General features: G+C 72.1%; 25 protein-coding genes. 16 read left to right on the forward strand and 9 right to left on the reverse strand.

From position 1 onward, the window contains the following. Window positions 1-43 precede the first annotated feature (43 nt). Window positions 44-358 (forward strand): DUF6191 domain-containing protein, encoded by a 315-nt coding sequence (locus ACN6LM_RS28185; RefSeq protein WP_445068223.1) that lies wholly within the window; start codon window positions 44-46, stop codon window positions 356-358. On the opposite strand, the gene ACN6LM_RS28190 is transcribed toward ACN6LM_RS28185, so the two are convergent. Beyond that, window positions 336-848, reverse strand: a complete 513-nt coding sequence (locus ACN6LM_RS28190; protein ID WP_445068196.1) for an NUDIX domain-containing protein — start codon at window positions 846-848, stop codon at window positions 336-338. The genes ACN6LM_RS28185 and ACN6LM_RS28190 overlap by 23 nt on opposite strands. Window positions 849-955: 107 nt before the next feature. Between ACN6LM_RS28190 and ACN6LM_RS28195 the strand changes: the two genes are divergently transcribed. Then, a complete protein-coding gene (locus ACN6LM_RS28195) occupies window positions 956-1,501 on the forward strand; it encodes a DUF1697 domain-containing protein (protein WP_445068197.1) in 546 nt (181 codons plus the stop codon). 4 nt (window positions 1,502-1,505) lie between these two features. Here the strand turns inward: ACN6LM_RS28195 and ACN6LM_RS28200 are convergent, their stop codons facing one another. Next, window positions 1,506-1,901 carry a TOBE domain-containing protein gene (locus ACN6LM_RS28200; RefSeq protein WP_164404540.1) on the reverse strand — a complete coding sequence of 132 codons (396 nt, stop codon included), beginning with the start codon at window positions 1,899-1,901 and terminating at the stop codon, window positions 1,506-1,508. A gap of 98 nt (window positions 1,902-1,999) precedes the next feature. Between ACN6LM_RS28200 and ACN6LM_RS28205 the strand changes: the two genes are divergently transcribed. From ACN6LM_RS28205 to ACN6LM_RS28230, 6 genes are all read left to right on the forward strand, one after another. Then, window positions 2,000-3,481 carry an MFS transporter gene (locus ACN6LM_RS28205; protein WP_445068198.1) on the forward strand — a complete coding sequence of 494 codons (1,482 nt, stop codon included), beginning with the start codon at window positions 2,000-2,002 and terminating at the stop codon, window positions 3,479-3,481. Window positions 3,482-3,491: 10 nt separating this feature from the next. Further along, entirely contained in the window at window positions 3,492-4,517 is a 1,026-nt protein-coding gene (locus ACN6LM_RS28210; RefSeq protein WP_445068199.1) for a glutathione S-transferase family protein, read from the forward strand. A 101-nt stretch (window positions 4,518-4,618) separates the two neighbouring features. Beyond that, entirely contained in the window at window positions 4,619-6,838 is a 2,220-nt protein-coding gene (locus tag ACN6LM_RS28215) for an NADP-dependent isocitrate dehydrogenase (RefSeq protein WP_445068200.1), read from the forward strand. Window positions 6,839-7,020: 182 nt separating this feature from the next. After that, on the forward strand, window positions 7,021-8,751 hold the full coding sequence (gene ctaD, locus ACN6LM_RS28220) for an aa3-type cytochrome oxidase subunit I (RefSeq protein WP_445068201.1): 1,731 nt from the start codon (window positions 7,021-7,023) through the stop codon (window positions 8,749-8,751). Next, window positions 8,748-9,116 carry a hypothetical protein gene (locus ACN6LM_RS28225; protein ID WP_445068202.1) on the forward strand — a complete coding sequence of 123 codons (369 nt, stop codon included), beginning with the start codon at window positions 8,748-8,750 and terminating at the stop codon, window positions 9,114-9,116. The genes ctaD and ACN6LM_RS28225 overlap by 4 nt, the downstream gene beginning before the upstream one ends. 133 nt (window positions 9,117-9,249) lie before the next feature. Continuing rightward, on the forward strand, window positions 9,250-10,611 hold the full coding sequence (locus tag ACN6LM_RS28230) for an NAD(P)/FAD-dependent oxidoreductase (RefSeq protein WP_445068203.1): 1,362 nt from the start codon (window positions 9,250-9,252) through the stop codon (window positions 10,609-10,611). A 24-nt stretch (window positions 10,612-10,635) separates the two neighbouring features. Here the strand turns inward: ACN6LM_RS28230 and meaB are convergent, their stop codons facing one another. The 3 genes from meaB to mutA are packed head-to-tail and all read right to left on the reverse strand — an operon-like array spanning window position 10,636 to window position 15,703. Continuing rightward, window positions 10,636-11,634, reverse strand: a complete 999-nt coding sequence (gene meaB, locus ACN6LM_RS28235) for a methylmalonyl Co-A mutase-associated GTPase MeaB (RefSeq protein WP_445068204.1) — start codon at window positions 11,632-11,634, stop codon at window positions 10,636-10,638. A gap of 11 nt (window positions 11,635-11,645) precedes the next feature. After that, window positions 11,646-13,847 carry a methylmalonyl-CoA mutase gene (gene scpA, locus ACN6LM_RS28240; RefSeq protein ID WP_445068205.1) on the reverse strand — a complete coding sequence of 734 codons (2,202 nt, stop codon included), beginning with the start codon at window positions 13,845-13,847 and terminating at the stop codon, window positions 11,646-11,648. Then, window positions 13,847-15,703 carry a methylmalonyl-CoA mutase small subunit gene (gene mutA / locus ACN6LM_RS28245; RefSeq protein WP_445068206.1) on the reverse strand — a complete coding sequence of 619 codons (1,857 nt, stop codon included), beginning with the start codon at window positions 15,701-15,703 and terminating at the stop codon, window positions 13,847-13,849. Before mutA ends, scpA begins: the two co-directional genes overlap by 1 nt. A gap of 194 nt (window positions 15,704-15,897) precedes the next feature. Here mutA and ACN6LM_RS28250 point away from each other — a divergent pair, with 194 nt between their 5' ends. The 3 genes from ACN6LM_RS28250 to ACN6LM_RS28260 all read left to right on the forward strand — a co-directional run bounded on the left by ACN6LM_RS28250 (window position 15,898) and on the right by ACN6LM_RS28260 (window position 17,709). Beyond that, window positions 15,898-16,326: a DUF6325 family protein gene (locus ACN6LM_RS28250; protein WP_445068207.1), complete on the forward strand. Its 429-nt coding sequence runs from the start codon at window positions 15,898-15,900 to the stop codon at window positions 16,324-16,326. A gap of 50 nt (window positions 16,327-16,376) precedes the next feature. Next, window positions 16,377-16,664, forward strand: a complete 288-nt coding sequence (locus ACN6LM_RS28255; RefSeq protein ID WP_445068208.1) for an SHOCT domain-containing protein — start codon at window positions 16,377-16,379, stop codon at window positions 16,662-16,664. Window positions 16,665-16,905: 241 nt separating this feature from the next. Then, window positions 16,906-17,709, forward strand: coding sequence for a tyrosine-protein phosphatase (locus ACN6LM_RS28260; RefSeq protein ID WP_445068209.1), 804 nt, complete (start codon window positions 16,906-16,908; stop codon window positions 17,707-17,709). A 100-nt stretch (window positions 17,710-17,809) separates the two neighbouring features. Here ACN6LM_RS28260 and ACN6LM_RS28265 read toward each other — a convergent pair whose 3' ends face one another. Both ACN6LM_RS28265 and ACN6LM_RS28270 read right to left on the reverse strand, forming a co-directional pair. Next, window positions 17,810-18,415, reverse strand: coding sequence for a hypothetical protein (locus ACN6LM_RS28265; protein ID WP_445068210.1), 606 nt, complete (start codon window positions 18,413-18,415; stop codon window positions 17,810-17,812). Further along, complete coding sequence (locus ACN6LM_RS28270; RefSeq protein ID WP_445068211.1) at window positions 18,412-18,999, reverse strand: hypothetical protein; 588 nt, start codon at window positions 18,997-18,999, stop codon at window positions 18,412-18,414. Before ACN6LM_RS28270 ends, ACN6LM_RS28265 begins: the two co-directional genes overlap by 4 nt. Before the next feature lie 215 nt (window positions 19,000-19,214). Between ACN6LM_RS28270 and ACN6LM_RS28275 the strand changes: the two genes are divergently transcribed. Then, the gene (locus ACN6LM_RS28275) at window positions 19,215-19,619 is read left to right on the forward strand and encodes a DnaJ family domain-containing protein (RefSeq protein ID WP_445068212.1); all 405 of its coding nucleotides are present in this window, start codon (window positions 19,215-19,217) and stop codon (window positions 19,617-19,619) included. Window positions 19,620-19,663: 44 nt separating this feature from the next. Continuing rightward, window positions 19,664-20,155, forward strand: a complete 492-nt coding sequence (locus ACN6LM_RS28280; RefSeq protein ID WP_445068213.1) for a GNAT family N-acetyltransferase — start codon at window positions 19,664-19,666, stop codon at window positions 20,153-20,155. A gap of 10 nt (window positions 20,156-20,165) precedes the next feature. On the opposite strand, the gene ACN6LM_RS28285 is transcribed toward ACN6LM_RS28280, so the two are convergent. Further along, on the reverse strand, window positions 20,166-20,993 hold the full coding sequence (locus ACN6LM_RS28285; RefSeq protein ID WP_445068214.1) for a VOC family protein: 828 nt from the start codon (window positions 20,991-20,993) through the stop codon (window positions 20,166-20,168). Between the two features lie 128 nt (window positions 20,994-21,121). Further along, entirely contained in the window at window positions 21,122-21,454 is a 333-nt protein-coding gene (locus ACN6LM_RS28290; RefSeq protein WP_445068215.1) for a DUF6479 family protein, read from the reverse strand. Between the two features lie 206 nt (window positions 21,455-21,660). Between ACN6LM_RS28290 and ACN6LM_RS28295 the strand changes: the two genes are divergently transcribed. The 3 genes from ACN6LM_RS28295 (at window position 21,661) to ACN6LM_RS28305 (ending at window position 23,701) form a co-directional block, all read left to right on the forward strand. Further along, complete coding sequence (locus tag ACN6LM_RS28295; RefSeq protein ID WP_445068216.1) at window positions 21,661-22,053, forward strand: hypothetical protein; 393 nt, start codon at window positions 21,661-21,663, stop codon at window positions 22,051-22,053. A 95-nt stretch (window positions 22,054-22,148) separates the two neighbouring features. Next, a complete protein-coding gene (locus tag ACN6LM_RS28300) occupies window positions 22,149-22,718 on the forward strand; it encodes a 2Fe-2S iron-sulfur cluster-binding protein (protein ID WP_445068217.1) in 570 nt (189 codons plus the stop codon). Beyond that, window positions 22,715-23,701: an FAD binding domain-containing protein gene (locus tag ACN6LM_RS28305; RefSeq protein WP_445068218.1), complete on the forward strand. Its 987-nt coding sequence runs from the start codon at window positions 22,715-22,717 to the stop codon at window positions 23,699-23,701. The genes ACN6LM_RS28300 and ACN6LM_RS28305 overlap by 4 nt, the downstream gene beginning before the upstream one ends. Window positions 23,702-23,714: the final 13 nt, after the last annotated feature.

The following is a 23,714-nucleotide window of genomic DNA, read 5'->3' on the forward strand; positions in this document are numbered from 1 at the left end:
GCGGCCGTTGCGCCGGCCGCGCCCGTACGACAAGACTGGCCGCATGGGATTCCTCGTACTGATGACGCTGCCCGGCCTGGTCATCGGTCTGACCGTCGCGGCCTTCCTCGACCAGCTCCTGCTGCGCGCCGGGCGCGCGGGGCTGCTGCCCTGGCGCAACAGCGCCCGGCAGGGCCAGATCTCGGCGACGGGCTTCGAGCAGCTGCACGCCACGTTCTCGCCCGGGAAGCAGAGCGAGCTCAAGGAGCGGCAGAGCGCCCTGCTGCTCCGCGACGACGAGGAGGACGGCGCCCCGCCGCACCGCTCCACCGTCGACCTGGACGGCGGCCGCGCCGTCATCCGCCTCCACCCGCGCTGAGCGCGCCGCCGCCCGCCAGGTGCTCGCGGAGCCGGTCCACGAAGACCCGCTGCCCCTTCACCAGCCGCTCCGCCGCCTCCTCGGGCGTGCACCAGGCGAACCGGTCCATCTCCGGGAACTCCCGCAGCCTCCCCGACTTCCGCGGCCACTCCATCGCGAACGTGCCGGGCACCGCCGTCGCCGGGTCGGCATCGCCCTCCAGCGCCCACACGGTGACCGTCTTCCCGCTGGGCTGACGGGCCTCGCCCAGCGCCACCCACGGACCGTCCGGCGCCGGATGCCCGAACTCCTCCTCGAACTCCCGCCGCGCCGCCGCCCCCGGCTCCTCGTCGGGGCCGTACTCGCCCTTCGGCACCGACCACGCGGCCTCCTCGCGCCCCGTCCAGAACGGGCCGCCCATGTGGCCGATGAGCACTTCGAGGCCGCGCCCGGCACCGGTGCGGAACAGCAGGAGCCCCGCGCTGCGGCGGGTGGTCTTCTTGGCCGTCATGCCGTCAAGTGTGCGCGGCGGTGAGCGCGCCGCCGCGAAGGCGGCGGGGCTACGCTGTCGGCGTCGGCCGCACCCCGCGTTCCTCCCGCATGAACAGGTGATCGGATTTGCTGTACATCGCGTTCCTCCGAGGGCTGAACGTGCCGGGCCGCTCCGTGAAGATGGAGCGCCTGCGCGGACTCTTCACTGAGCTGGGTCTCGCGTCCGTGCGCAGCTACATCCAGAGCGGCAACGTGTTCTTCGAGTCCGACGAGACCGACCGGGACGCGCTCGCCGCCCGTATCGGCGGCCATCTCGCCGGGGCCCTGGGCTACGACGTCGCGGTGTGCCTGCGCACGGTTCCCGAGCTGGAGGCGCTGATCGCGCTCGACCCGTTCAAGGACGTGAAGATCACCGACGACATCCGCTGCTGCGTCGTGTTCACCACCGAGCGCATCGCCCCGGATCTGGCCCTGCCCATGCTCTCCCCCAAGAAGGACATGGAGATCATCGGCCACACCGACCACGACGCCTTCGTCGTCTGGCACCTGATCAACGGCAAGGCCCCGGCCGCCAAGGGCTTCCAGGAAGGCGTCCTGGGCCGCGACGCGACCACCCGCTTCTTCCACACCGTCGTGAAGATCCTGGCCGCCGCCCGGAAGGGCATGGACTGACCCGTCAGGCGCGGTCGATGTGCACGCTGGTCGACTTCACCCGGGCGGTGGCCTGCACACCGACCTCCAGGCCCAGTTCCTCGACGGCCTCCCTGGTCAGCAGGGACACCAACCGGTGCGGCCCGGCCTGGATCTCGACCTGCGCGGCCACATCGCCCAGCTTGACGGCGGTGACGATGCCCGCGAACGCGTTGCGCGCGGACGTGTACGAGACGTCCTCGTCGCCCGCGCCGTTCTGTGCGACCTCGACGGAGAACGCCGCCAGGTCGCGGCCGTCGATGAGGCGGCGGCCGCCCTCGTCGCGGTGGGTCGCGACGCGCCCCGCGTCGGCCCAGCGCCGGGCGGTGTCGGGGCTGACGCCCAGGAGCCGGGCCGCCTGCCCGATCGTGTACGACTGCATGCGCCGTACCCTAACCGGCCCGCGACCGCGCGGTCCCCGCACGGCCGGGTGGACCAGCCGGGATGAGGAATCCGGGCCCGCCCCCTAGGGTGCGAACCATGGCAGAGAGCGCGGGGGACCGGGGTTCCGACGGGCACGACACGCCTGATCCGCGACGGTGGCAGGCGCTCGCCGTCTGTCTGGTCGCCGGGTTCATGACCCTTCTGGACGTCTCGATCGTCAACGTCGCGCTCCCCTCCATCAAGGCGGGGCTGCACACTCCGGAGTCCGACCTGCAATGGGTCCTGTCCGGTTACGCCCTGGCCTTCGGCCTGTTCCTGATCCCGGCCGGGCGGCTCGGCGACGCCCGCGGCCGGCGTGCGGTCTTCATGGCGGGGCTCGCGCTCTTCACGCTTTCCTCGGCGGCCTGCGGCGCGGCCCAGTCCAGCCTCTGGCTGGTGATCGCCCGCCTGGTCCAGGGGCTGGCCGGCGGGATGGTCTCACCGCAGATCTCCGCCCTCATCCAGCAGATGTTCCAGGGCCGGGAGCGCGGTCGCGCCTTCGGCATGTTCGGCACGGTGGTCGGCATCTCCACCGCCGTCGGGCCGCTGCTCGGCGGCCTGCTCATCCAGGCGGCCGGAGCGGACGAGGGCTGGCGCTGGGTGTTCTACGTCAATCTGCCGCTGGGCCTCGTCTGCCTCCTGCTGGCCCGCCGGCTGCTGCCCGACACCCCGTCCGCCGGTCAGGTCCGGCTGCGGGACCTCGACCCGCTCGGCGTGCTGCTGCTCGGCGCCGGGGTCCTGGCCCTGCTGCTGCCCTTCGTCCAGTCCCGCCAGTGGCCCGGCGACGAGAAGTGGCTGCTGCTGATCCTGGCCGTGGCGCTGCTCGTCGCCTTCGTCGGCTGGGAGGCCCGGTGCGGCCGGCGGGGCACCCAGCCGGTCGTGGACCTCCGGCTCTTCAAGGTGCGCTCGTACTGGCTGGGCTGCCTGCTCATCCTGCTGTACTTCGCCGGATTCACCTCGATCTTCTTCATCACCACGCTCTACCTCCAGAGCGGCCTGCACTACACCGCCCTCCAGGCCGGTCTGGCGATCACCCCCTTCGCCCTGGGCTCCGCCGTCGCCGCCAGTCCCGGCGGCAGGCTCGTCGGGCGCTTCGGCCGGCCCCTCGTCGTCATCGGACTGGCCGCCGTGGCCGTGGGCCTCGGGGCCACCGCGCTCGCCGTCCACCTGGTGCCCGGCCGGGGCGCCGGCTGGGCGATGGCCGCCCCGCTGCTCTTCGCCGGGCTCGGCAGCGGCCTGGTCATCGCGCCCAACCAGACCCTGACCCTCTCCGAGGTGCCCGTCGCCACCGCGGGCAGCGCCGGCGGCACCCTCCAGACCGGGCAGCGCGTCGGTTCCGCCATCGGGATCGCCGCCGTCGGAGCGGTGTTCTTCGCCCAGGTCGGCGGCGACGGCTGGTCCGACGCGTACGACCACGGGCTCATCGTCTCCGTCGCGTTCGTCGTCGGCGCCCTGCTCGTCGCGCTCGCCGACGTGGGCGGCGGCCGACGGGGCAGACGCCGTACTAAGCACTCCCCACCTCCCGCAGCCGCCTCCTGAGGAGAACGCGATGAACGACTCCGCCGGCACCGACGGCAACAGCTCGTACGGACACAAGCCCTTCAAGCGCTCCCGCAGCCACTTCGCGGACCGCATCACCGCCGACGGCCGCGACGGCTGGCCCGTCGAAGCGGGCCGCTACCGGCTGGTCGCCAGCCGGGCCTGCCCCTGGGCCAGCCGCGCCCTGGTCTCCCGCAGGCTGCTCGGCCTGGAGGACGCGCTCTCGCTCGCCGTCGCCGACCCGCTCCAGGACGACCGCAGCTGGCGCTTCACGCTCGACCCGGGCGGCCGGGACCCGGTACTCGGCATCCGCTACCTCGGCGAGGCGTACGACGCCCGCGAGCGCGACTACCCGGGCGGCGTCAGCGTCCCGGCGATCGTCGACGTACCCAGCGGCAAGCTGGTCACCAACGACTACCAGCAGATCACCCTGGACCTCGCCACCGAGTGGACCGCCCTGCACCGGTCCGGTGCGCCCGACCTCTACCCCGAGCCGCTGCGCGCGGAGATCGACGCGGTCATGGAGGGCATCTACCAGGACGTCAACAACGGGGTGTACCGGGCCGGCTTCGCGGATGCCCAGGACACCTACGAGGAGGCGTACGAGGCACTGTTCCGCCGCCTGGCGGAGATGTCCGAGCGGCTCGCGGACCGGCGCTACCTCGTCGGTGACACGATCACCGAGGCGGACATCCGGTTCTTCACCACCCTGGTCCGCTTCGACGCCGTCTACCACGGCCACTTCAAGTGCAACCGCCGGAAACTCTCCGAGGACCCGGTGCTGTGGGCGTACGCCAGGGACCTCTACCAGACCCCCGGGTTCGGGGACACGGTCGACTTCCACCACATCAAGCAGCACTACTACCGGGTGCACACCGGCATCAACCCCACCGGCATCGTGCCCGCGGGCCCCGACCTCTCCGGCTGGCTGACCCCGCACCACCGCGAAGAGCTCGGCGGACGCCCCTTCGGCGACGGCACCCCGCCCGGACCGGTGCCCAGGGGCGAGGGCGTACCGCCCGGCGGCCGTCCGTAGGACGTCTTCCGGCCGGTGTGGGGCAGGGCCCTGTCGAGCCTGTGCCGCTCACGAGATATCTTGATGTCAAGCAATGTTGCAGACGTGGAGCGGAGCACAGGGTGACTGACTCGACCATCATCTATACACACACCGACGAGGCCCCGGCCCTGGCGACGTATTCGTTCCTGCCCGTGATCGAGGCGTACGCCTCCAAGGCCGGGGTCACCGTCGAGAGCCGGGACATCTCCCTGGCGGGCCGGATCATCGCCGGTTTCCCCGAGCGCCTCCGCGAGGACCAGCGCATCGACGACGCTCTCGCCGAGCTCGGCGAGCTGGCCACCACTCCGGGCGCCAACATCATCAAGCTGCCGAACATCTCGGCCTCGATCCCGCAGCTGAAGGCCGCGATCGCCGAGCTCCAGGCACAGGGCTACGCCCTCCCGGACTACCCGGACGACCCGAAGACCGACGAGGACAAGGACGTCCGCGCCCGTTACGACAAGGTCAAGGGCAGCGCCGTCAACCCGGTCCTGCGCGAGGGCAACTCCGACCGCCGCGCCCCCGCGTCGGTCAAGAACTACGCCAAGACCCACCCGCACCGCATGGGCGCCTGGACCGCCGACTCGAAGACCAACGTCGCCACCATGGGCGTCGACGACTTCCGGTCCACCGAGAAGTCCGCGGTCATCGCCGAGCCCGGCACCCTGCGCATCGAGCTCGCCGGGGACGACGGCACCACCACCGTCCTGCGCGAGTCCGTCCCGGTCCTCGCGGGCGAGGTCGTCGACGCCTCCGTCATGCGCGTCGCCGCCCTGCGCGAGTTCATCACCGCCCAGATCGCCCGCGCCAAGGCCGAGGGCGTCCTCTTCTCCGTGCACCTCAAGGCCACGATGATGAAGGTCTCCGACCCGATCATCTTCGGCCACGTCGTGCGCGCCTTCTTCCCGAAGACCTTCGCCGCGTACGGTGACGCGCTCGCCGCGGCCGGCCTGACCCCGAACGACGGTCTGGGCGGCATCCTCAAGGGCCTGGAGGCCCTGCCCGAGGGCGCGAAGATCAAGGAGTCCTTCGAGGCCGAGCTCGCCGAGGGCCCCGCCCTCGCCATGGTCGACTCCGACAAGGGCATCACTAACCTGCACGTCCCCAGCGACGTCATCGTGGACGCCTCCATGCCGGCCATGATCCGCACCTCCGGCCACATGTGGGGCCCGGACGGCAACGAGGCCGACACCATCGCCGTCCTGCCGGACAGCAGCTACGCCGGTGTCTACCAGGTCGTCATCGACGACTGCCGCGCCAACGGCGCCTTCGACCCGGCCACGATGGGCTCCGTGCCCAACGTCGGCCTCATGGCGCAGAAGGCCGAGGAGTACGGCAGCCACGACAAGACCTTCGAGATCCCCGCCACCGGCACCGTCCGCGTCGTGGACGCCGCCGGCAACGCCGTGCTGGAGCAGGCCGTCGGCGCCGGCGACATCTTCCGCATGTGCCAGACCAAGGACCTGCCGATCCAGGACTGGGTCAAGCTGGCCGTCACCCGCGCCCGTGCGACCGGCAACCCGGCCGTCTTCTGGCTCGACGCGGACCGTGCCCACGACGCGAAGCTCATCGAGAAGGTGAAGACCTACCTCGCCGAGCACGACACCGAGGGTCTCCAGATCGAGATCATGACCCCGCAGGAGGCCACCGCCTTCTCCCTGGAGCGCATCCGCCGCGGCGAGGACACCATCTCCGTCACCGGCAACGTGCTCCGCGACTACCTGACGGACCTCTTCCCGATCCTGGAGCTCGGCACCAGCGCGAAGATGCTCTCCGTCGTCCCGCTGATGAACGGTGGCGGCCTCTTCGAGACGGGCGCCGGCGGCTCCGCGCCCAAGCACGTGCAGCAGCTCGTCAAGGAGGACTACCTGCGCTGGGACAGCCTGGGCGAGTTCCTGGCCCTGGCCGTCAGCTTCGAGCACCTCGCGCAGACCACGGGCAACGCCCGCGCCCAGGTCCTCGCCGACACGCTGGACCGGGCCACGGCCACGTTCCTCAACGAGGACAAGTCGCCGTCCCGCCGCCTCGGTGGCATCGACAACCGCGGCAGCCACTTCTACCTGTCCCTGTACTGGGCCCAGGAGCTGGCGCAGCAGACCGCCGACGCCGAGCTCGCCACCGCGTTCGCCCCGCTCGCCAAGACGCTGGCCGAGCAGGAGCAGACGATCGTGGACGAGCTGATCGCGGTCCAGGGCAAGCCGGCCGACATCGGCGGCTACTACCAGCCCGACCCGGCCAAGGCCGCGGCCGTCATGCGTCCGTCCGCGACGTTCAACCAGGCGATCGCGAGCCTCGCCTGACCCGACGGTCACCGATGCCCCGGCCGGCTTCCGCCGCGCCGGGGCATCGGCGTCCCAGGAGGACGGCTCACCCCCCTGACGGGTGAATGTCGCGCTCCGGCGGGTGCCGGGCCGCGCGACGGGCCCGCTTCGCTGCTTTGCTGCATCCGGTAACAGGGATGCACAAGCGAAGGAGCGGCCCCGTGACGACGACGGGCACACCAGGTACGGCCGAGGACGAGGAGTCGTACTCCAACGAGCTGCCGGTACGCGGCAGGGAGCCCGGCAACGTCGTCATCAAGTGGGCGACCACCACCGATCACAAGACGATCGGCACGCTCTACCTGGTCACCTCGTTCGCGTTCTTCCTCGGCGGCGGGCTGCTCGCCCTGTTCATGCGCGCCGAGCTGGCCAGGCCGGGCATGCAGATCATGTCGAACGAGCAGTTCAACCAGGCGTTCACGATGCACGGCACGATCATGCTGCTGATGTTCGCGACGCCGCTGTTCTCCGGCTTCGCGAACTGGATCATGCCGCTCCAGATCGGCGCGCCGGACGTGGCGTTCCCGCGGCTGAACATGTTCGCCTACTGGCTCTACCTCTTCGGCTCGCTCATCGCGGTGGCCGGTTTCCTCACCCCGAACGGCGCCGCCGACTTCGGCTGGTTCGCCTACTCGCCGCTGACCGACGTGGTCCGCTCGCCCGGGGTCGGCGGTGACCTGTGGATCATGGGTCTGGCCTTCTCCGGGTTCGGCACGATCCTCGGTTCGGTCAACTTCATCACCACGATCATCTGCATGCGCGCGCCCGGCATGACGATGTTCCGCATGCCGATCTTCACCTGGAACGTCCTGCTGACCGGTGTGCTGGTCCTGCTGGCCTTCCCGGTGCTCGCCGCCGCCCTCCTGGCACTGGAGGCGGACCGCAAGTTCGGTGCGCACGTCTTCGACGCGGCCAACGGCGGGGCGCTGCTCTGGCAGCACCTTTTCTGGTTCTTCGGCCATCCAGAGGTGTACATCATCGCCCTGCCGTTCTTCGGCATCGTCTCCGAGATCATCCCGGTCTTCAGCCGCAAGCCGATCTTCGGCTACATCGGTCTGATCGGTGCCACCATCGCCATCGCCGGTCTCTCGATCACGGTGTGGGCGCACCACATGTACGTCACCGGCGGGGTGCTGCTGCCGTTCTTCTCGTTCATGACGTTCCTCATCGCGGTGCCCACCGGGGTGAAGTTCTTCAACTGGATCGGCACGATGTGGAAGGGCTCGCTCTCCTTCGAGACACCGATGCTCTGGTCGGTCGGCTTCCTCGTCACGTTCCTCTTCGGCGGCCTGACCGGGGTGATCCTGGCATCCCCGCCGCTCGACTTCCACGTCTCCGACTCGTACTTCGTGGTCGCCCACTTCCACTACGTCGTCTTCGGCACCGTGGTGTTCGCGATGTTCGCCGGCTTCCACTTCTGGTGGCCGAAGTTCACCGGGAAGATGCTGGACGAGCGGCTCGGCAAGATGACCTTCTGGACGCTGTTCGTGGGCTTCCACGGCACGTTCCTGGTGCAGCACTGGCTGGGTGCCGAGGGCATGCCCCGCAGGTACGCGGACTACCTCGCGGCGGACGGCTTCACCGCGCTGAACACCATCTCGACCATCTCCTCGTTCCTGCTCGGCCTGTCGATGCTGCCCTTCCTGTACAACGTCTGGAAGACCGCCAAGTACGGCAAGCAGGTCGCGGTCGACGACCCGTGGGGCTACGGCCGTTCGCTGGAGTGGGCGACCTCCTGCCCGCCGCCCCGGCACAACTTCGTCACCCTGCCCCGTATCCGTTCCGAATCCCCGGCATTCGACCTGCACCACCCCGCCGTGCGCGAGCTGGAGGAGGCGGCCACCCGGCCGCACACCTCCGCGACGGTGGCGCCGGGGGACAAGCAGGCGTGAGCGGCGAGGAGAGGCGGGCGCCGGCCGACCCGGACGCCGAGAGCACGCGGGGACTGGCCCAGCTGGAGGGCTACCTGCTGTGGAACGCAGAGGTCGAGCGGGCACGCGGGCTCGCCCGCCGCTTCACCGACCAGCTGCCCTGGCTCACCACCGCCCAGCGCGAGGACGTGGAGCGGGTCTACACCGCCGAGCGGACCGCCGAATCCCGGGTCGTGCTGGCGCGGATCTCCGCGCGCGCCCTGCAACTGCGCGGCGAGTACACGGAGCGCTACCACAGGCTGCGCGCCCGTTGTGTCGCCGCCGCCGTGGTCTGCGCGGGCACGGCGGGCGGCGCCTGCGGCGTGGTCACCTACCTGTCCAGGTGACCCGCCCCGGTCGTCCGTTCTGCCGTCCCAGCAGGCGCACTCGCCTACCGGTCGTGAAGATGAGAGGTGACGGGCGCGTGTGACGGGGCAGGCGAACGGACGACCGTGCAGACCCCCAGAAGGGACGATCACTGTGGCACGACCCAGGATTCTCGTAGTCGGAGCCGGTTTCGCCGGGGTCGAGTGCGTACGCCGTCTGGAGCGGGGGCTGCGGCCCGGTGAAGCGGACATCGCGCTCGTCGCCCCGTTCTCGTACCAGCTCTACCTGCCCCTGCTGCCCCAGGTGGCGTCCGGAGCGCTGACCCCGCAGTCCGTCGCGCTGTCGCTGCGCCGCAGCAGCCGCCACCGGACCCGGATCGTTCCGGGCGGGGCCATCGGCGTGGACCCCGACGCGAAGGTGTGCGTGATCCGCAAGATCACCGACGAGATCGTCAACGAGCGGTACGACCACCTCGTCCTCAGCCCCGGCAGCGTCACCCGGACCTTCGACATCCCCGGGCTCCTCGACCACGCCCGCGGCATGAAGACGCTGGCCGAGGCCGCCTACGTACGCGACCACGTCATCGCGCAGCTCGACCTCGCGGACGCCAGCGACGACGAGGAGGAGCGGGCATCCCGGCTCCAGTTCGTCGTGGTCGGCGGCGGGTACGCCGGCACCGAGACCGCGGCCTGCCTCCAGCGCCTCACCACCAGCGCGCTGCGGCACTACCCCCGCCTCGACCCGAAGCTCGTCAAGTGGCACCTGATCGACATCGCCCCGAAGCTCATGCCCGAGCTGGGCGACAAGCTGGGCGCCAGCGCCCTCAAGGTGCTGCGCGACCGGGGCATCGAGGTGTCGCTCGGTGTGTCCGTCGCCGAGGCAGGGCCCGACACCGTGACGTTCACCGACGGCCGGGTGCTGCCCTGCCGGACGCTGATCTGGACCGCCGGGGTCGCCGCCAGCCCGCTGGTCGGCACCTTCGACGCCGAGACCGTGAAGGGCCGGCTCGCCGTCACGCCCGAGATGACGCTGCCCGGCCACGACGGCATCTTCGCGCTCGGCGACGTGGCCGCCGTGCCCGACCTGGCCAAGGGCGACGGCGCGGTCTGCCCGCCCACCGCCCAGCACGCGCTGCGCCAGGGCCGCAAACTCGCCGACAACCTGCTCGCCAAGCTGCGCAACCAGCCGCTTCAGCCCTACGTCCACAAGGATCTCGGGCTCGTCGTGGACCTCGGCGGCAAGGACGCCGTGTCCAAGCCGCTCGGCATCGAGATGCACGGCATCGCCGCCCAGGCCGTGGCGCGCGGCTACCACTGGTCGGCGCTGCGCACCAATGTGGCCAAGGCCCGCGTCATGGCGAACTGGCTGATCAACGCCACCGCCGGCGACGACTTCGTCCGCACCGGCTTCCAGATGCGCAAGCCGGCGACGCTGCGGGACTTCGAGTACACCGACAGCTACCTCACCCCGGAACAGGTCCGGAAGCACACCGCCGCCCTCCACACCCGGATGTGACCCGGCGCGGCGGGCGGCGGACGCTCAGACCGCCGGGCCGGACCCCCGGAACGCGGCAAGGATCTCCTCGGCGGCCAGCGTCGCCGGGAGCGTCCCCTCCCGCACCCGGCGCTCCAGGTCCGGCGCCACCGCCCGCACGCCGGCGTGGCCGCGCAAGCTCTCCAGGAGTTCTTCGCGCACCATCGTCCAGGCCCAGTCCACCTGCTGCTCGCTGCGCTTGGCGGCGAGCCGGCCGGTCGACTCCAGCAGCGCCCGGTGCTGTTCCAGCCGCTCCCACAGCGTGTCGAGACCGGTCGACTCGCGCGCGCTGCACGTCAGGACGGGCGGCGTCCACGCCGCGTCCGCCGGGTGCATCAGCCGCAGCGCGCCCGCCAGTTCACGGGCCGCGGCCTTCGCGTCACGCTCGTGCGGGCCGTCCGCCTTGTTGACGGCGATGGCGTCCGCGAGCTCCAGGACCCCCTTCTTGATGCCCTGCAACTGGTCACCGGTGCGTGCCAGGGTCAGCAGCAGGAACGTGTCGACCATGTTGGCGACCGCGGTCTCCGACTGGCCGACACCGACGGTCTCCACCAGCACCACGTCGTAGCCCGCCGCCTCCATCACCACGACGGATTCGCGGGTCGCCTTCGCCACCCCGCCCAGCGTGCCGGCGGTGGGGGAGGGGCGCACGAAGGCGTCCGGGTCCACCGCCAGCCGTTCCATCCGGGTCTTGTCGCCCAGGATGGAACCGCCGGTCCGGCTGGACGACGGGTCGACCGCCAGTACGGCGACCCGGTGCCCGAGCCCGGTGAGCATGGTGCCGAGCGCGTCGATGAACGTCGACTTGCCGACCCCGGGCACCCCGCTGATGCCGACGCGCCGGGCGTGGCCCGAGTGCGGCAGCAGCCGGCGCAGCAGCTCCTGCGCCAGCGCCCGGTGGTCGGGCCGGGTGGACTCGACGAGGGTGATGGCGCGCGCGATGTGCGCGCGCTTCCCGTCGAGCACGCCCTTCACATAACTGTCGAGATCGATCCTCGGGGCCATCGCTCAGCGGCTCACAGCTCGTGGCCGAGCGCGGACCCGAGCCGCGTCACCAGGTCGTGGGCCGCGTCCGGGATCACGGTCCCGGGCGGGAACACGGCCGCGGCGCCCGCCTCCAGGAGCGCGTCGACGTCCTGCGGCGGGATCACCCCGCCCACCACGATCATGATGTCCTCGCGCCCCTCGGCGGCCAGCTCCTCGCGGAGCGCCGGGACGAGCGTGAGGTGGCCGGCCGCCAGCGACGAGACGCCCACGATGTGCACGTCCGCCTCGACGGCCTGCCGGGCGACCTCGCCCGGCGTCTGGAACAGCGGGCCGACGTCGACGTCGAAGCCCAGGTCGGCGAAGGCGGTCGCGATCACCTTCTGGCCCCGGTCGTGGCCGTCCTGGCCCATCTTGGCGACCAGGATGCGCGGACGCCGCCCCTCCGCCTCCTCGAACGCGTCGACCAGTGTGCGGGTGCGGTCCACGGACGGCGACTCCCCTGCCTCGTTGCGGTACACACCGGAGATCGTACGGATCTGGCCCGCGTGCCGGCCGTACACCTTCTCCAGTGCGTCCGAGATCTCGCCCACGGTCGCCATCGCGCGGGCCGCGTCCACGGCCAGCGCCAGCAGATTGCCCTCCAGGCCGGGACCCGGCTCGCGCCCGGCGGCCGCGGTCAGCGCGCGCAGCGCGTCCTGGCACGCCTGCTCGTCGCGCTCCTCGCGCAGCCGGCGCAGCTTCTCGATCTGCTGGGCGCGCACCGAGGAGTTGTCGACCTTGAGCACGTCGATCTGCTCGTCGGTCTCGACCCGGTACTTGTTGACCCCGATCACCGGCTGGCGCCCGGAGTCGATGCGGGCCTGGGTGCGGGCGGCGGCCTCCTCGATGCGGAGCTTCGGGATGCCGGCGTCGATGGCCTTCGCCATGCCGCCCGCGGCCTCGACCTCCTCGATGTGCTGCCAGGCGCGCCGCGCCAGGTCGTAGGTCAGCTTCTCGACGTACGCGCTGCCGCCCCACGGGTCGATGACCCGGCCGGTCCCGGACTCCTGCTGGAGCAGCAGTTGCGTGTTGCGGGCGATGCGCGCGGAGAAGTCCGTGGGCAGGGCCAACGCCTCATCCAGAGCATTGGTGTGCAGCGACTGGGTGTGGCCCTGGGTGGCGGCCATCGCCTCCACGCAGGTGCGCGTGACGTTGTTGAACACGTCCTGCGCGGTCAGCGACCAGCCCGACGTCTGCGAGTGCGTACGCAGCGACAGCGACTTGGCGTTCTTCGGCTCGAACTGCTGCACGAGCTTCGCCCAGAGGAGCCGGGCGGCGCGCAGCTTCGCGATCTCCATGAAGAAGTTCATGCCGATCGCCCAGAAGAATGACAGCCGGGGCGCGAACGCGTCGACGTCGAGCCCCGCGTTCCGCCCGGCACGCAGGTACTCCACCCCGTCGGCCAGGGTGTACGCCAGCTCCAGATCCGCCGTCGCCCCGGCCTCCTGGATGTGGTACCCGGAGATGGAGATCGAGTTGTAGCGCGGCATCTTCTGCGAGGTGTACGAGAAGATGTCGGAGATGATCCGCATCGACGGCTTCGGCGGATAGATGTAGGTGTTGCGGACCATGAACTCCTTCAGAATGTCGTTCTGAATGGTCCCGGCCAGCTTTTCCGGCGGTACGCCCTGCTCCTCGGCGGCCACGATGTACAGCGCGAGGACCGGCAGCACCGCGCCGTTCATCGTCATCGACACCGACATCCGGTCCAGCGGAATGCCGTCGAAGAGCTGACGCATGTCGTAGATCGAGTCGATCGCCACGCCCGCCATGCCGACATCGCCCGTCACCCGGGGGTGGTCGCTGTCGTAACCGCGGTGCGTCGGCAGGTCGAAGGCGACCGAAAGGCCCTTCTGCCCGGCCGCCAGATTGCGCCGGTAGAAGGCGTTGGACTCCTCGGCGGTGGAGAAGCCCGCGTACTGCCGGATCGTCCAGGGCTGGTTGACGTACATCGTCGGGTACGGACCGCGCAGATACGGCGCGATGCCCGGGTACGTACCGAGGAAGTCGAGGCCCTCCAGGTCGTGCCCGGTGTACAGCGGCTTGACCGAGATGCCCTCGGGGGTCTCCCACAGCAGATCGCCCGCTGAGCCACCGGAGGTCTCCTTGACCGCGGCACGCCACTGGTCCTCGGTGACCTCGGAAGCGCCGCCCGGCCCGAGCCCGATGTCGGAGAAGTCGGGGATACGCATTACGCCACACCCATCCGGTCGAGAAGCGAAGAGAGCACGGCCACCGCGTCGCAGCCGGCGAAGACGTACTCGTCGACACCGTCGTACGCGCCGGGCCGCCCCGCCAGGTACACACGCCGCGCACCCGCAGCGACCAGCGCCGCGGCGGTCTCCGCGGCCTGTTCGGCGTAGAGCGCGTCGCTGGAGCACAGGCACGCCACGTCCGCCCCCGAGGCGGCGAACGCCCCGGCCACCGAGGACGCGTCCACCCGCACCGGCTCGTGCACCGGCTCGACGCCGCCCGCCTGGAACAGGTTCGCGGCGAAGGAGACCCGCGCGGTGTGGACCGCCGCCGGGCCGAGCGCGGCGATGAAGACGCGCGGTCTGCTGCCGGTCGCCGCGAGGTGGGCGTCCGAGCGGACCCGCAGCGCCTCGAACGCCTCGTCGCGCCGGACGACCGGAAGGCCGCCCCGTGCCGGGGCCGCCGGGAACGGCTCGCGCTCCACCGGGCGCTCGGCCAGCAGCGGGAACTCGCTCACCCCGGTCACCGGCTCCTTGCGCCGCGCCAGGTCCTTGCCGCGCTCCGCCCAGGTCGCCGCGATCCGCTCCTTGACCAGCCCCGAGCCCAGAGCGGCCGCCTGGCCGCCCGCCCGCTCGATCTCCTGGAAGAACGCCCAGGCGGCTTCCGCGAGTTCGTCGGTCAGCCGCTCCACGTACCAGGAGCCGCCCGCCGGGTCGATGACCCGGGCCAGGTGCGACTCCTCGAGGAGGATCGTGGAGGTGTTCCGGGCGATGCGCCGGGCGAACGCGTCGGGCAGGCCCAGCGCGTGATCGAACGGCAGCACGGTCACCGCGTCGGCCCCGCCGACGCCCGCGCCGAGGCCGGCGAGGGTGGTCCGCAGCATGTTCACCCACGGATCGCGCCGCGTCATCATGACCGGCGACGTCACCGCGTGCTGCCGCTGCGCCCCGGCGTCCGGAGCCCCGCAGACCTCGGCGACCCGCGCCCACAGCCGGCGCGCCGCCCGCATCTTCGCGATGGTCAGGAACTGGTCGGCGGTCGCCGCGTACCGGAACTCCAGCTGCCCGCACGCCGCTTCGACGCCGAGCCCGGCCTCGGTCAGCGCCCGGAGATAGGCGACGCCCGTGGCCAGCGACGCGCCCAGCTCCTGGGCCGCCGAGCCGCCCGCCTCGTGGTAGGGCATCGCGTCCACGACGACCGCGCGCAGCCCGGGGAACTCCTCGGCGCACCGCAGCGACCAGCGCACGGCCTCCGCCAGGCCGGGCTCGGTGCCCTCGCGCGCGGCGCGCCCCAGCGGATCGGCGCCGAGACTGCCCCGTACCTGCCCGGCCGGGACACCGCGCTCCGCGTGCAGCCGCAGCAATTCGGCCGCCGCGGCGTCCAGTTCCGCGCCCGCGTCCAGGACGATGGGCGCCAGGTCGAGCAGGACGCCGTCGAGCGCGCGTTCCAGACCGGAGACCGGCACGCCGTCGGTGCCTCCGACGGCCAGCCACAGCGAGGTGACGCCGTTCTCCAGGTCCGCGAGTACGGCCTCGTTGAGCCGGGCGGGATCGGTGAACGCGTGCCGTTGCCGTACGCCCCAGCCGCCCGCCGTGCACCCGTCGGGCTTGCTGCCGCGGGTGAACGGGGCGAAGCCGGGGAGACCGGCATCGGGCGCGTCGTCGCGCGAGGTGTAGAGGGGCCGGGTGATGAGCCCGTCCTCCACCCTGGTGGACAGTGCTTCCTCGGCGGCCGGTCCCGACACGTCCTTGCCCGATTTGCGCAGCACACCTTCGACGAGGCTCTGCCACTGCTCATGGGCGGGGTCAGGGAATCCGGCGGCCAGTGGAAGCTCGTCAGTAGGCTGGACCGTCATGGCCCAGATGCTAGGGCAGCTCCCGGGGGAGGAGCAGTGCGCCGGCCTGTGACCTTGCCCTCCCTCAGCGCACTTGATCCTTTACGCACTGTCGCGTAGTCATATGTATGGATATGCGCTGCTTTGTCGCGGTGCGATGAGGAATGCCCGAAGTTATGCTGCTGTCAATCCATTCATGCGGAGAGGACGCGCCTGTGACCGTGGGACCTGTGGAATACCTCGTCGTCGCATTTCCGGGCAGTCGGTTCACCGGCGCCATCGCGCCCGCGCTGGCCGACGCGGTCGCCTCGAAGGCGGTGCGCATCCTGGACCTGGCCTTTGTGCAGAGGGCCGAGGACGGCACGATCCAGACCGTCGAGCTGGATGACCTGGACCCCGACGACCTGGTCTCCTTCGAGCCGGTCGAGGGCGAGGTCAGCGGCATGCTGAACAGCGAGGACATCCGCATGCTCGGTGAGCGCGTGCCACCGGGCAGCTCCGCCGCGCTCATCGTGTGGGAGGACCTCTGGGCGGTTCCGCTGACCGAGGCCGTCCGGGCCTCGGGCGGGCAGGTCATCGCTCATGAGCGGATTCCCGCCGAGATCGCGGAGGCCGCCGCCTCCGCCGCCGGCCACGACAGCTGACGCCCGTTCCGGAAGGGGAACACGCCATGCCGATCTTCCGAGGACCCGGAATGAACCGCCGCGGACCCGGCCTCATCGGAGCCGCCGCGCGCACGGCCGTCGTCGCCGGGACAGCGTCCGCCGTCACCGGGCGGGTCCAGCAGCACCAGCAGACCAGGTTCGCGCAGCAGGAGGCGGAGCAGTACGCCGCCCAGCAGCCGCAGCCCGCCGCCGCACCGCCGGCGGCGCCCGGCGGGGACGTGGTCGGGCAACTTGAGCGACTCGCCGCGCTGAAGCAGCAGGGCATCCTCACCGACGCCGAGTTCGAGGCCCAGAAGGCGCGCCTGCTGGCCGGGTGAGGGAGGGGGCGCGGGGCGCGTGCCTCGTGGACCTCTTCCGCCTGCGCGCATTCCGGCGGCGCCCGGCCGGAGAGCGCGGAGAAGGGTGCGGACCGAGGGGCGCCTTGTGGCTCCCGTCCGCCCGCGCAGCCGATCGATGATCTCCGGCGTTTTACTTTGTCGATGTGACGACATCATGCGACGTTGATCCGGCCAGGCCGAAATCATTTCGGATGCGCGCCGGGAAAAGAGGAAATCCATCGTGCAAACCGTCAGGGCCGTCCCGTCCTTTTCCGCCCTCAATCTGCGCGATCTCGGCGGTATCACGCTGGGCCCGGGCCGCCAGGTCCGGCCGGGTGTGGTGCTGCGTTCCGGCCGGCTCGGAGGACTCGACCCGGTGGACGCCGCGGCCGTGGCCGCGCTCGGCATCCGTACGGTCGTCGACCTGCGGACCGCCGACGAGCGGGGCTCCGCCCCCGACGCCCTGCCGCCCGGGGCCCGGCTCTTCGTCGCCGACGTGCTGGGTGACAACCCGGGCGTGACGCCCGCGCGGTTCCGCGCGCTGCTCGCCGACCCCGTCGAGGCCGAGCGGCTGCTGGGGAGCGGCAAGGCCGAGGAGGCGGTCGCCCGGTCGTACCGGCAACTGGTGCTCTCCGCGGGGGCCGCGGCCGCGTACCGCGCCTTCATCGACACGGTCGCCGACCCCGCCGCGCGGCCGGTGCTCTTCCACTGCGCCACCGGCAAGGACCGCGCCGGCTGGGGGGCCGCCCTGCTGCTCCTGATCCTGGGCGCCTCGCGCGATGTGGTGCGGCAGGAGTTCCTCGCCGTGAACCCGGCGCTGCGGATCATGGGACGTCCGTACGTGCAGGGCTTCCTCGACGCGGGCGGCGACCCGGAGATCGCCTCGGCGATCATCGAGGTCCGCCCCCGCTATCTCGAAACGGCCCTGGCCGCCATGGACGAGCGCTGGGGCGGCCTGGACGGCTACGTGCGCGACTGCCTGCGCGTCCCGGGCCCCACGCTGCGACGCCTGCGCGGCGAACTGGTCGTCTACACCGGGGAGTAGGGGCGGCGCGCTCCTCCCCGCACAGCGTGTTGCCCCGGCACACGCACGCGGTGCCGGGGCAACATCCGTCTCGGAGCGATCTGTGTTCGCGAGCTCCGTGTCAGACCTTCAGCAGTCGTTCGGTGAGGTCGCGGTAGTGCTGGAGCGTGATCCGCAGCTCCTCGGTGCGGGCTCCGGGGTCGCCGCCGTCGTGTTCGCCAACGTGCAGGGTGCTGCGGCGCTCCTTGAGCGCGTCGGTGAGGCCGGCGACCACCGCGTCGAACGTGGACTCGGCCTCCTCCACCGCCCGGTGCGGGCTCTCCACGAAGTCGGTCACCGCCTGGTGCAGCCGGTGGGCCAGCCTGTCCTGGTCGCCGGCCGGGAGGAGGTGGTCGTCCCCGTCGTGCGCGGTGTGTGCCCGGCCGTCGCGGTCCGGGGTGTGCGGGGCCGTGGTACGGAAGGTCCGCGTGTCGGTGTCCCGGTCCGCGTCCGTGCGGGCCGGGGTGTCCGACCACCCCGTATTACCCGCGTCCTTGTGCCCGAGGTCCTTCTGGGACAGCGGGACGGGCGCGGCGGCCGGGGGAGCGGAGGGCGCCGTGCGGGGCGGGCGGGCCGAGATGTCGTCGGAGAAGTGCGGGGTCCCGCTTCCGGCGGCCCGGTCCCCGGTGACCGGACGGCTGGTGGGCGCGGCCGTGGGCCGCGGGGTGGGGTCGGTGTCCTTGGTCATGCCGTGCCACTTCCTTCCGCGTGATGGTGCTCGTCCCGGCGGACCGGGCGGTTCGTGCCGTTCGATACGAGGACGTCGAAGAGGCCCCGGGCCTCGACCAGCGCGGTCCGCAGCTGCTCCGTGTCGCCCTCGCCGCGCCGGGCGGCGTGCACGCGCCGGTAGCCGTGGACGTGCTCGGCGTGGTGGACGGAGAGCGCGTCGCTCTGCTCGTCGAAGTCCTGGCCGTCGGGGAAGCCCAGATCACGGGCCAGCTCCGCGAGGAGCGTGTCGGCCTCGGCCACCGCCTGCTGCGGCGCGTCGACGAACCGGTCCTGGACGCCCGCCCAGCGGGCGAGGTACCGCTCCCGCTCCTCCGGTGCCAGCGCACGCTCGTCCAGCGAGCCGTGCCGCTTCAGCCGTTCGCTCAGTTCGTGTTCGGCGGCCTTCGTGTCGCCGTCGTGCCGGGCCACGGCACGCTCGTACTCCGGTCCGAAACGCCGCCGCAGCCCGTGGCCGCCGTTCCTCCGGCCGAGGACGAGGAACAGTCCGGCGGCCACCACCACGACGACCGCGAGGATGATCACGAGGGTCGTCATCGTCACCACCCCCGGCGGTAGCCGGTCCGCAGGTCGCTGTGTTCCACTCCCACCATCCCTTTCGGTTCGTTGCCCGGCTCCGTCCCGGCCGGGCGTGACGCTCGTGTACCCCCGCGAACGCGTTCGAGACGCGGCGCTCGCACGTCCGCCGCCCGACAGGCTTCCCGGGGCGCCTCGATAGGGTGGAGAGCGCCGCAGCAGGCGTACTCCGAGAGGGGATCACGGTGACCGAGCGCAAACCCGCGGGTGTCAGCTTCGAATCATGGGTGGACCAGCAGATCCGGGAGTCCGAACGCCGGGGTGACGTCTCCCGGCTGCCCGGGTTCGGCAAGCCGATCGAGGCGCTGAGCGCCCCGTACGACGAGGCGTGGTGGATCAAGTCGAAGATGCAGCGCGAAGGGGTGTCGGTGCTTCCGCCGGCGCTGGCGCTGCGCAAGGAGGCCGAGGACGTCGCCGCCCGCCTGCCGGAGATCCGGACGGAGGCCGAGGTGCGCCGGGTGCTGACCGAGGTGAACGACAAGATCCGCGAGGCCGTCCGCAGGCCCCCGCCGGGGCCCCTGCTGAACCTGCGCCCGTTCGACGTGGATGCCCTGGTGGCGGAGTGGCGTACCGGACGCGCCGCCTCCTGAAGGGGCCGGGACGCGCCCGGGACGGGATGCGTAATACTCGCCGCATGAGATCAAGCGTTACGCCGACGGGCCGCCGGGCATCCGGCGGCCCGGTCCGCGTCAGGCGGGCGACCGCGCGGGACGCCAAGCGCCTCACCCGGCTGGTCCGGTCCTCACGCGCCTACGAGGGCCCCTACGCGCCGATGGTCGCCGGGTACCGGGTGGGGCCGGACTACATCGAGGCCCATGAGGTCTTCGTGGCCGTGCGGGAGGCGACGGAACGGGTGCTCGGCTTCTACGCGCTGGTCCTGGACCCGCCCGAGCTGGACCTGCTCTTCGTCGCGGACGACGCCCAGGGCACCGGCACCGGGCGGCTGCTGATCGGCCACCTGCGGGCGGAGGCGGAGGCGCGGGGGCTGCCCGGCGTCCGCGTCGTCTCGCATCCGCCGGCGGAGGGCTTCTACCTGGCCGTGGGCGCGGAGCGGACCGGCACCGTACGGGCCGCGCCGCCCGCCGTGATGTGGGACCGGCCCGAGCTGCTGCTGCCGGTCGTCTGAGCCGGGCCCGTCAGGCCGCGTCGGTGTCCGACGCGCGGTGGACGTCCGTGACGGTGAAGAGCCCGCCGTCCGGATCCAGGAGCGTCGCCTCCCGGCCCTCGGGGTTCGTCAGCTCCTCCACCAGGGAGCCCCCGTGGCAGCGCGCCCGCTCCACGGCGAGGGGCACGTCGTCCACCGGGAAGTTGACCTGCCAGTGCGGGCGGACCAGTGGATCGGGCGCGGCCTCGACCGCGCCGGAGCTGATCCGGGCCAGCTGGCGGCCCCCGCAGTGGACGATCACCTCGTCCTTCGCGTACGACACCTCGCAGGCCCCCGGCCGGCCGCTCGCCCAGTCCAGCACCTCGCCGTAGAAGATCGCGGCGTCGAAGGCGCTCCGGGTGCGCAGCCGCAGCCAGGCGTGCGCGTGTCCGTCCGGGGCGCGCGGCGACGTCGCCGGCGCGGTCCGCTCCCAGATGCCGAATCCGGCGCCGTCCCGGTCTGCGGCCAGCGCCCCGCGCCCCTTGCCGAGTGTCAGCGGACCCACCGCGACCGTGCCGCTGCGCTCCCGGATGCGGGAGGCCGCCACATCGGCGTCGGGGACGGCGAAGTAGGGCGTCCAGGCGACCGCGACCCGGAAGGCGGTGGCCACGGCCCCGATGCCGGCGACCGGCACATCGCCGCGCCGGGCCACCGAGAAGTCGTCGCCGAGCCTGCCCGGGCGGAAGCTCCAGCCCATCACCGGGCCGTAGAACTCCTGGGCGGACTTCAGATCGCGGGTCATGAGATTGACCCAGCAGGGAGCGGCGGACCCGGTCAGGGCCGCACGCGCGGGCGCCGTACCGGAGGTGCTTGGGGTCATGGTGCCACTGCCTTCATGGGGGATGCGGCAGATGTGCCGACGGGCTTCGGGACCGTCACCCAGCCTCGCCGGGGGCGGCCGCTCCCGCAAACGCGACTCCGCCACCGGGCCCCGGGAGCGGGGCCCGGTCAGTCGCGCTTGTCGTCGTCCTCGTGGCGGATCGGTTCGTTGCCGTGCTCGCCGAGCTCGTAGGGGGACAGACCCCGGCCGTCCGCCGGGAAGCGGTCGTCACCGTGGACGTCCGGCTTCTCCTCGTGGCTGCGGTGGTCGGGGCCGACCGGCTGCTCGTCCGGCCGGGGCGGGGGCAGCTCCTGGTCGTGCCGTCGCTTGCCCAGCAGGAAGGCGCCGAGCAGCATGATCACCAGGAGCACGCCGATCACGCCCATCACGACGCCCGTCGCGCCGCGTCCGTCCGCGAGGGTGACCGCCAGGGAATTCAGGGCTCCATCCGAAAGGTCCATGCTTGCCGGATACCCCAGGACACAGGCGTCACTCGGGACGGCGATCGAATTCATGTTTTAAGTGGATATGGGTGCCGAAAATGTTTCGAGCTGTGTGAGCCCCGCCGCACCGGGCACGCGGGGGAGTCCGGGCTGCTCCTGTCGCAGCCGACCGTGTGCGGGGTCAGCCTGGACAGTACGACAACGCCCCTATGGAAGGAGTCGCGGTGAACAGCGCACAGGACAAGCGACAGACCACGGAGGACCACCACGACCAGGAGGTGTCGGTCGTCCTCAGCGAGTGCCCCGAGGACGACGCGCGCACCGTCTTCGACGTGCTGAGGGCCGCCTTCACCACCGACCGCTCCTCGGCCGACGTGCCCCACGAGGCCGGGGGCAGGCGGCCCACCGCGTGGGCGGCGACCGTCGACGTGTCCGAGGCCCGGGTGGTCTCGGGATCCGTGACGCTCGGCGCACCCGTGACGCTCGACGTGCAGGGCGGCTACCACGCCGTGGACCGGCTCCGGGGCGGGCTGGCCGACGCCTTCGCCGTCCGGGTGGTGGGCACGGTGTCGGGCGACCAGGAGGAGGAGGTCCGGCTGCGCCTGGAGAACAAATAGGCCGAACGCCCCGGGCGGGGGTGCGAGGGGGTCCGAGGCGCCGCCCGCATCTGGTAGAAATCGGACAAAAGTGACTTCGTCGAAAGGTGTCGCGCGTGGACCCGACCAGTTCGTGGGAGGGCGGCGCCGAATCGCCGGCGCCCGGCGACCTCCCCTCCGCCACCCTGACCCTGCACATCAACGGCGCCGAGCGCACCCTCACCCTCGATCACCGCACCACCCTCCTCGACGCCCTGCGCCACCACCTGGACCTCACCGGGGCGAAGAAGGGCTGCGACCACGGCCAGTGCGGCGCCTGCACCGTCCTCGTGGACGGCCGCCGCGCCAACAGCTGCCTCCTGCTGGCCGTCGCCCACGACGGCTCGCGCGTCACCACGGTCGAGGGCCTGGCGGACGGCGACCGGCTGCACCCGCTCCAGGAGGCCTTCCTGGAGCGTGACGCGTTCCAGTGCGGCTACTGCACACCGGGCCAGCTCTGCTCCGCCGCCGGCGTCCTCGCCGAGGCCGACCACGGCCACCCCTCGCACGTCACCCCGCACGACGCCCCCGTCGCCACCCCCGCCCGGCTCGGCCCGGAGGAGATCCGGGAGCGGATGAGCGGCAACCTCTGCCGGTGCGGCGCCTACCCGCGGATCGTCGAGGCCATCGAGGACGTGGCGTCGTGAAACCCTTCGCCTACCTGCGCGCCGAGACCGTCACCGACGCGGTGCGCGCCTGCGCCGCGCACCCGGGCGCCAAGTTCCTCGGCGGCGGCACCAACCTGGTCGACCTGATGAAACTCGGGGTGGAGACCCCCGGCATGCTGGTCGACGTCAGCCGGCTGCCGCTCGACCAGGTCACGGACACCACCGACGGGGGCCTGCGCATCGGCGCCACCGTACGCAACAGCGACCTGGCCGCCCACCCCGCCGTGCGCACCCGCTACCCCGCGCTGTCGCAGGCGCTGCTGGCCGGCGCGTCCGGGCAGCTCCGCAACATCGCGACCACCGGCGGCAACCTCCTCCAGCGCACCCGCTGCCCTTACTTCCAGGACACGTCCAAGCCCTGCAACAAGCGCGAGCCCGGCACCGGCTGCCCCGCCATCGAGGGCAACCACCGCGACCTCGCCGTCATCGGGCACTCCGAGGAATGCGTCGCCACCCACCCCTCCGACATGGCCGTGGCCCTCGCCGCGCTCGACGCGGACGTCGTGCTGCACGGGCCGGAGGGCGAACGGACCGTCGCGGTGGCCGACTTCCACCGGCTGCCCGGCGACAACCCCGACGCCGACACGGTCGTCCGGCCCGGCGAGCTCATCACCGAAGTGCTGCTGCCACCCCTGGCCGACGGCACGGTCTGCCTCTACCGCAAGGCCCGCGACCGCGCCTCCTACGCCTTCGCCCTCGCCTCCGTCGCCGCCGTGCTGCGCGTACGCGACGGGCACGTCGAGCACGCGGCCCTGGCGTTCGGCGGACTCGCCCACCGCCCCTGGCGGGCCCGCACCGCCGAGGAGATCCTGCGCGGCGCACCCGCCACCGACGCGACGTTCCTGCGGGCCGCCGACGCCGAGCTGGCCGCGGCCCGCCCGCTGCGCGACAACGCGTTCAAGGTGCGCCTCGCCCGGCACCTGGCCGTCGACGCCCTCGCCGAACTCACCGCCCGCACCTGAAGAGCCGAGGAAC

Source organism: Streptomyces sp. SAS_281, from assembly GCF_052542855.1.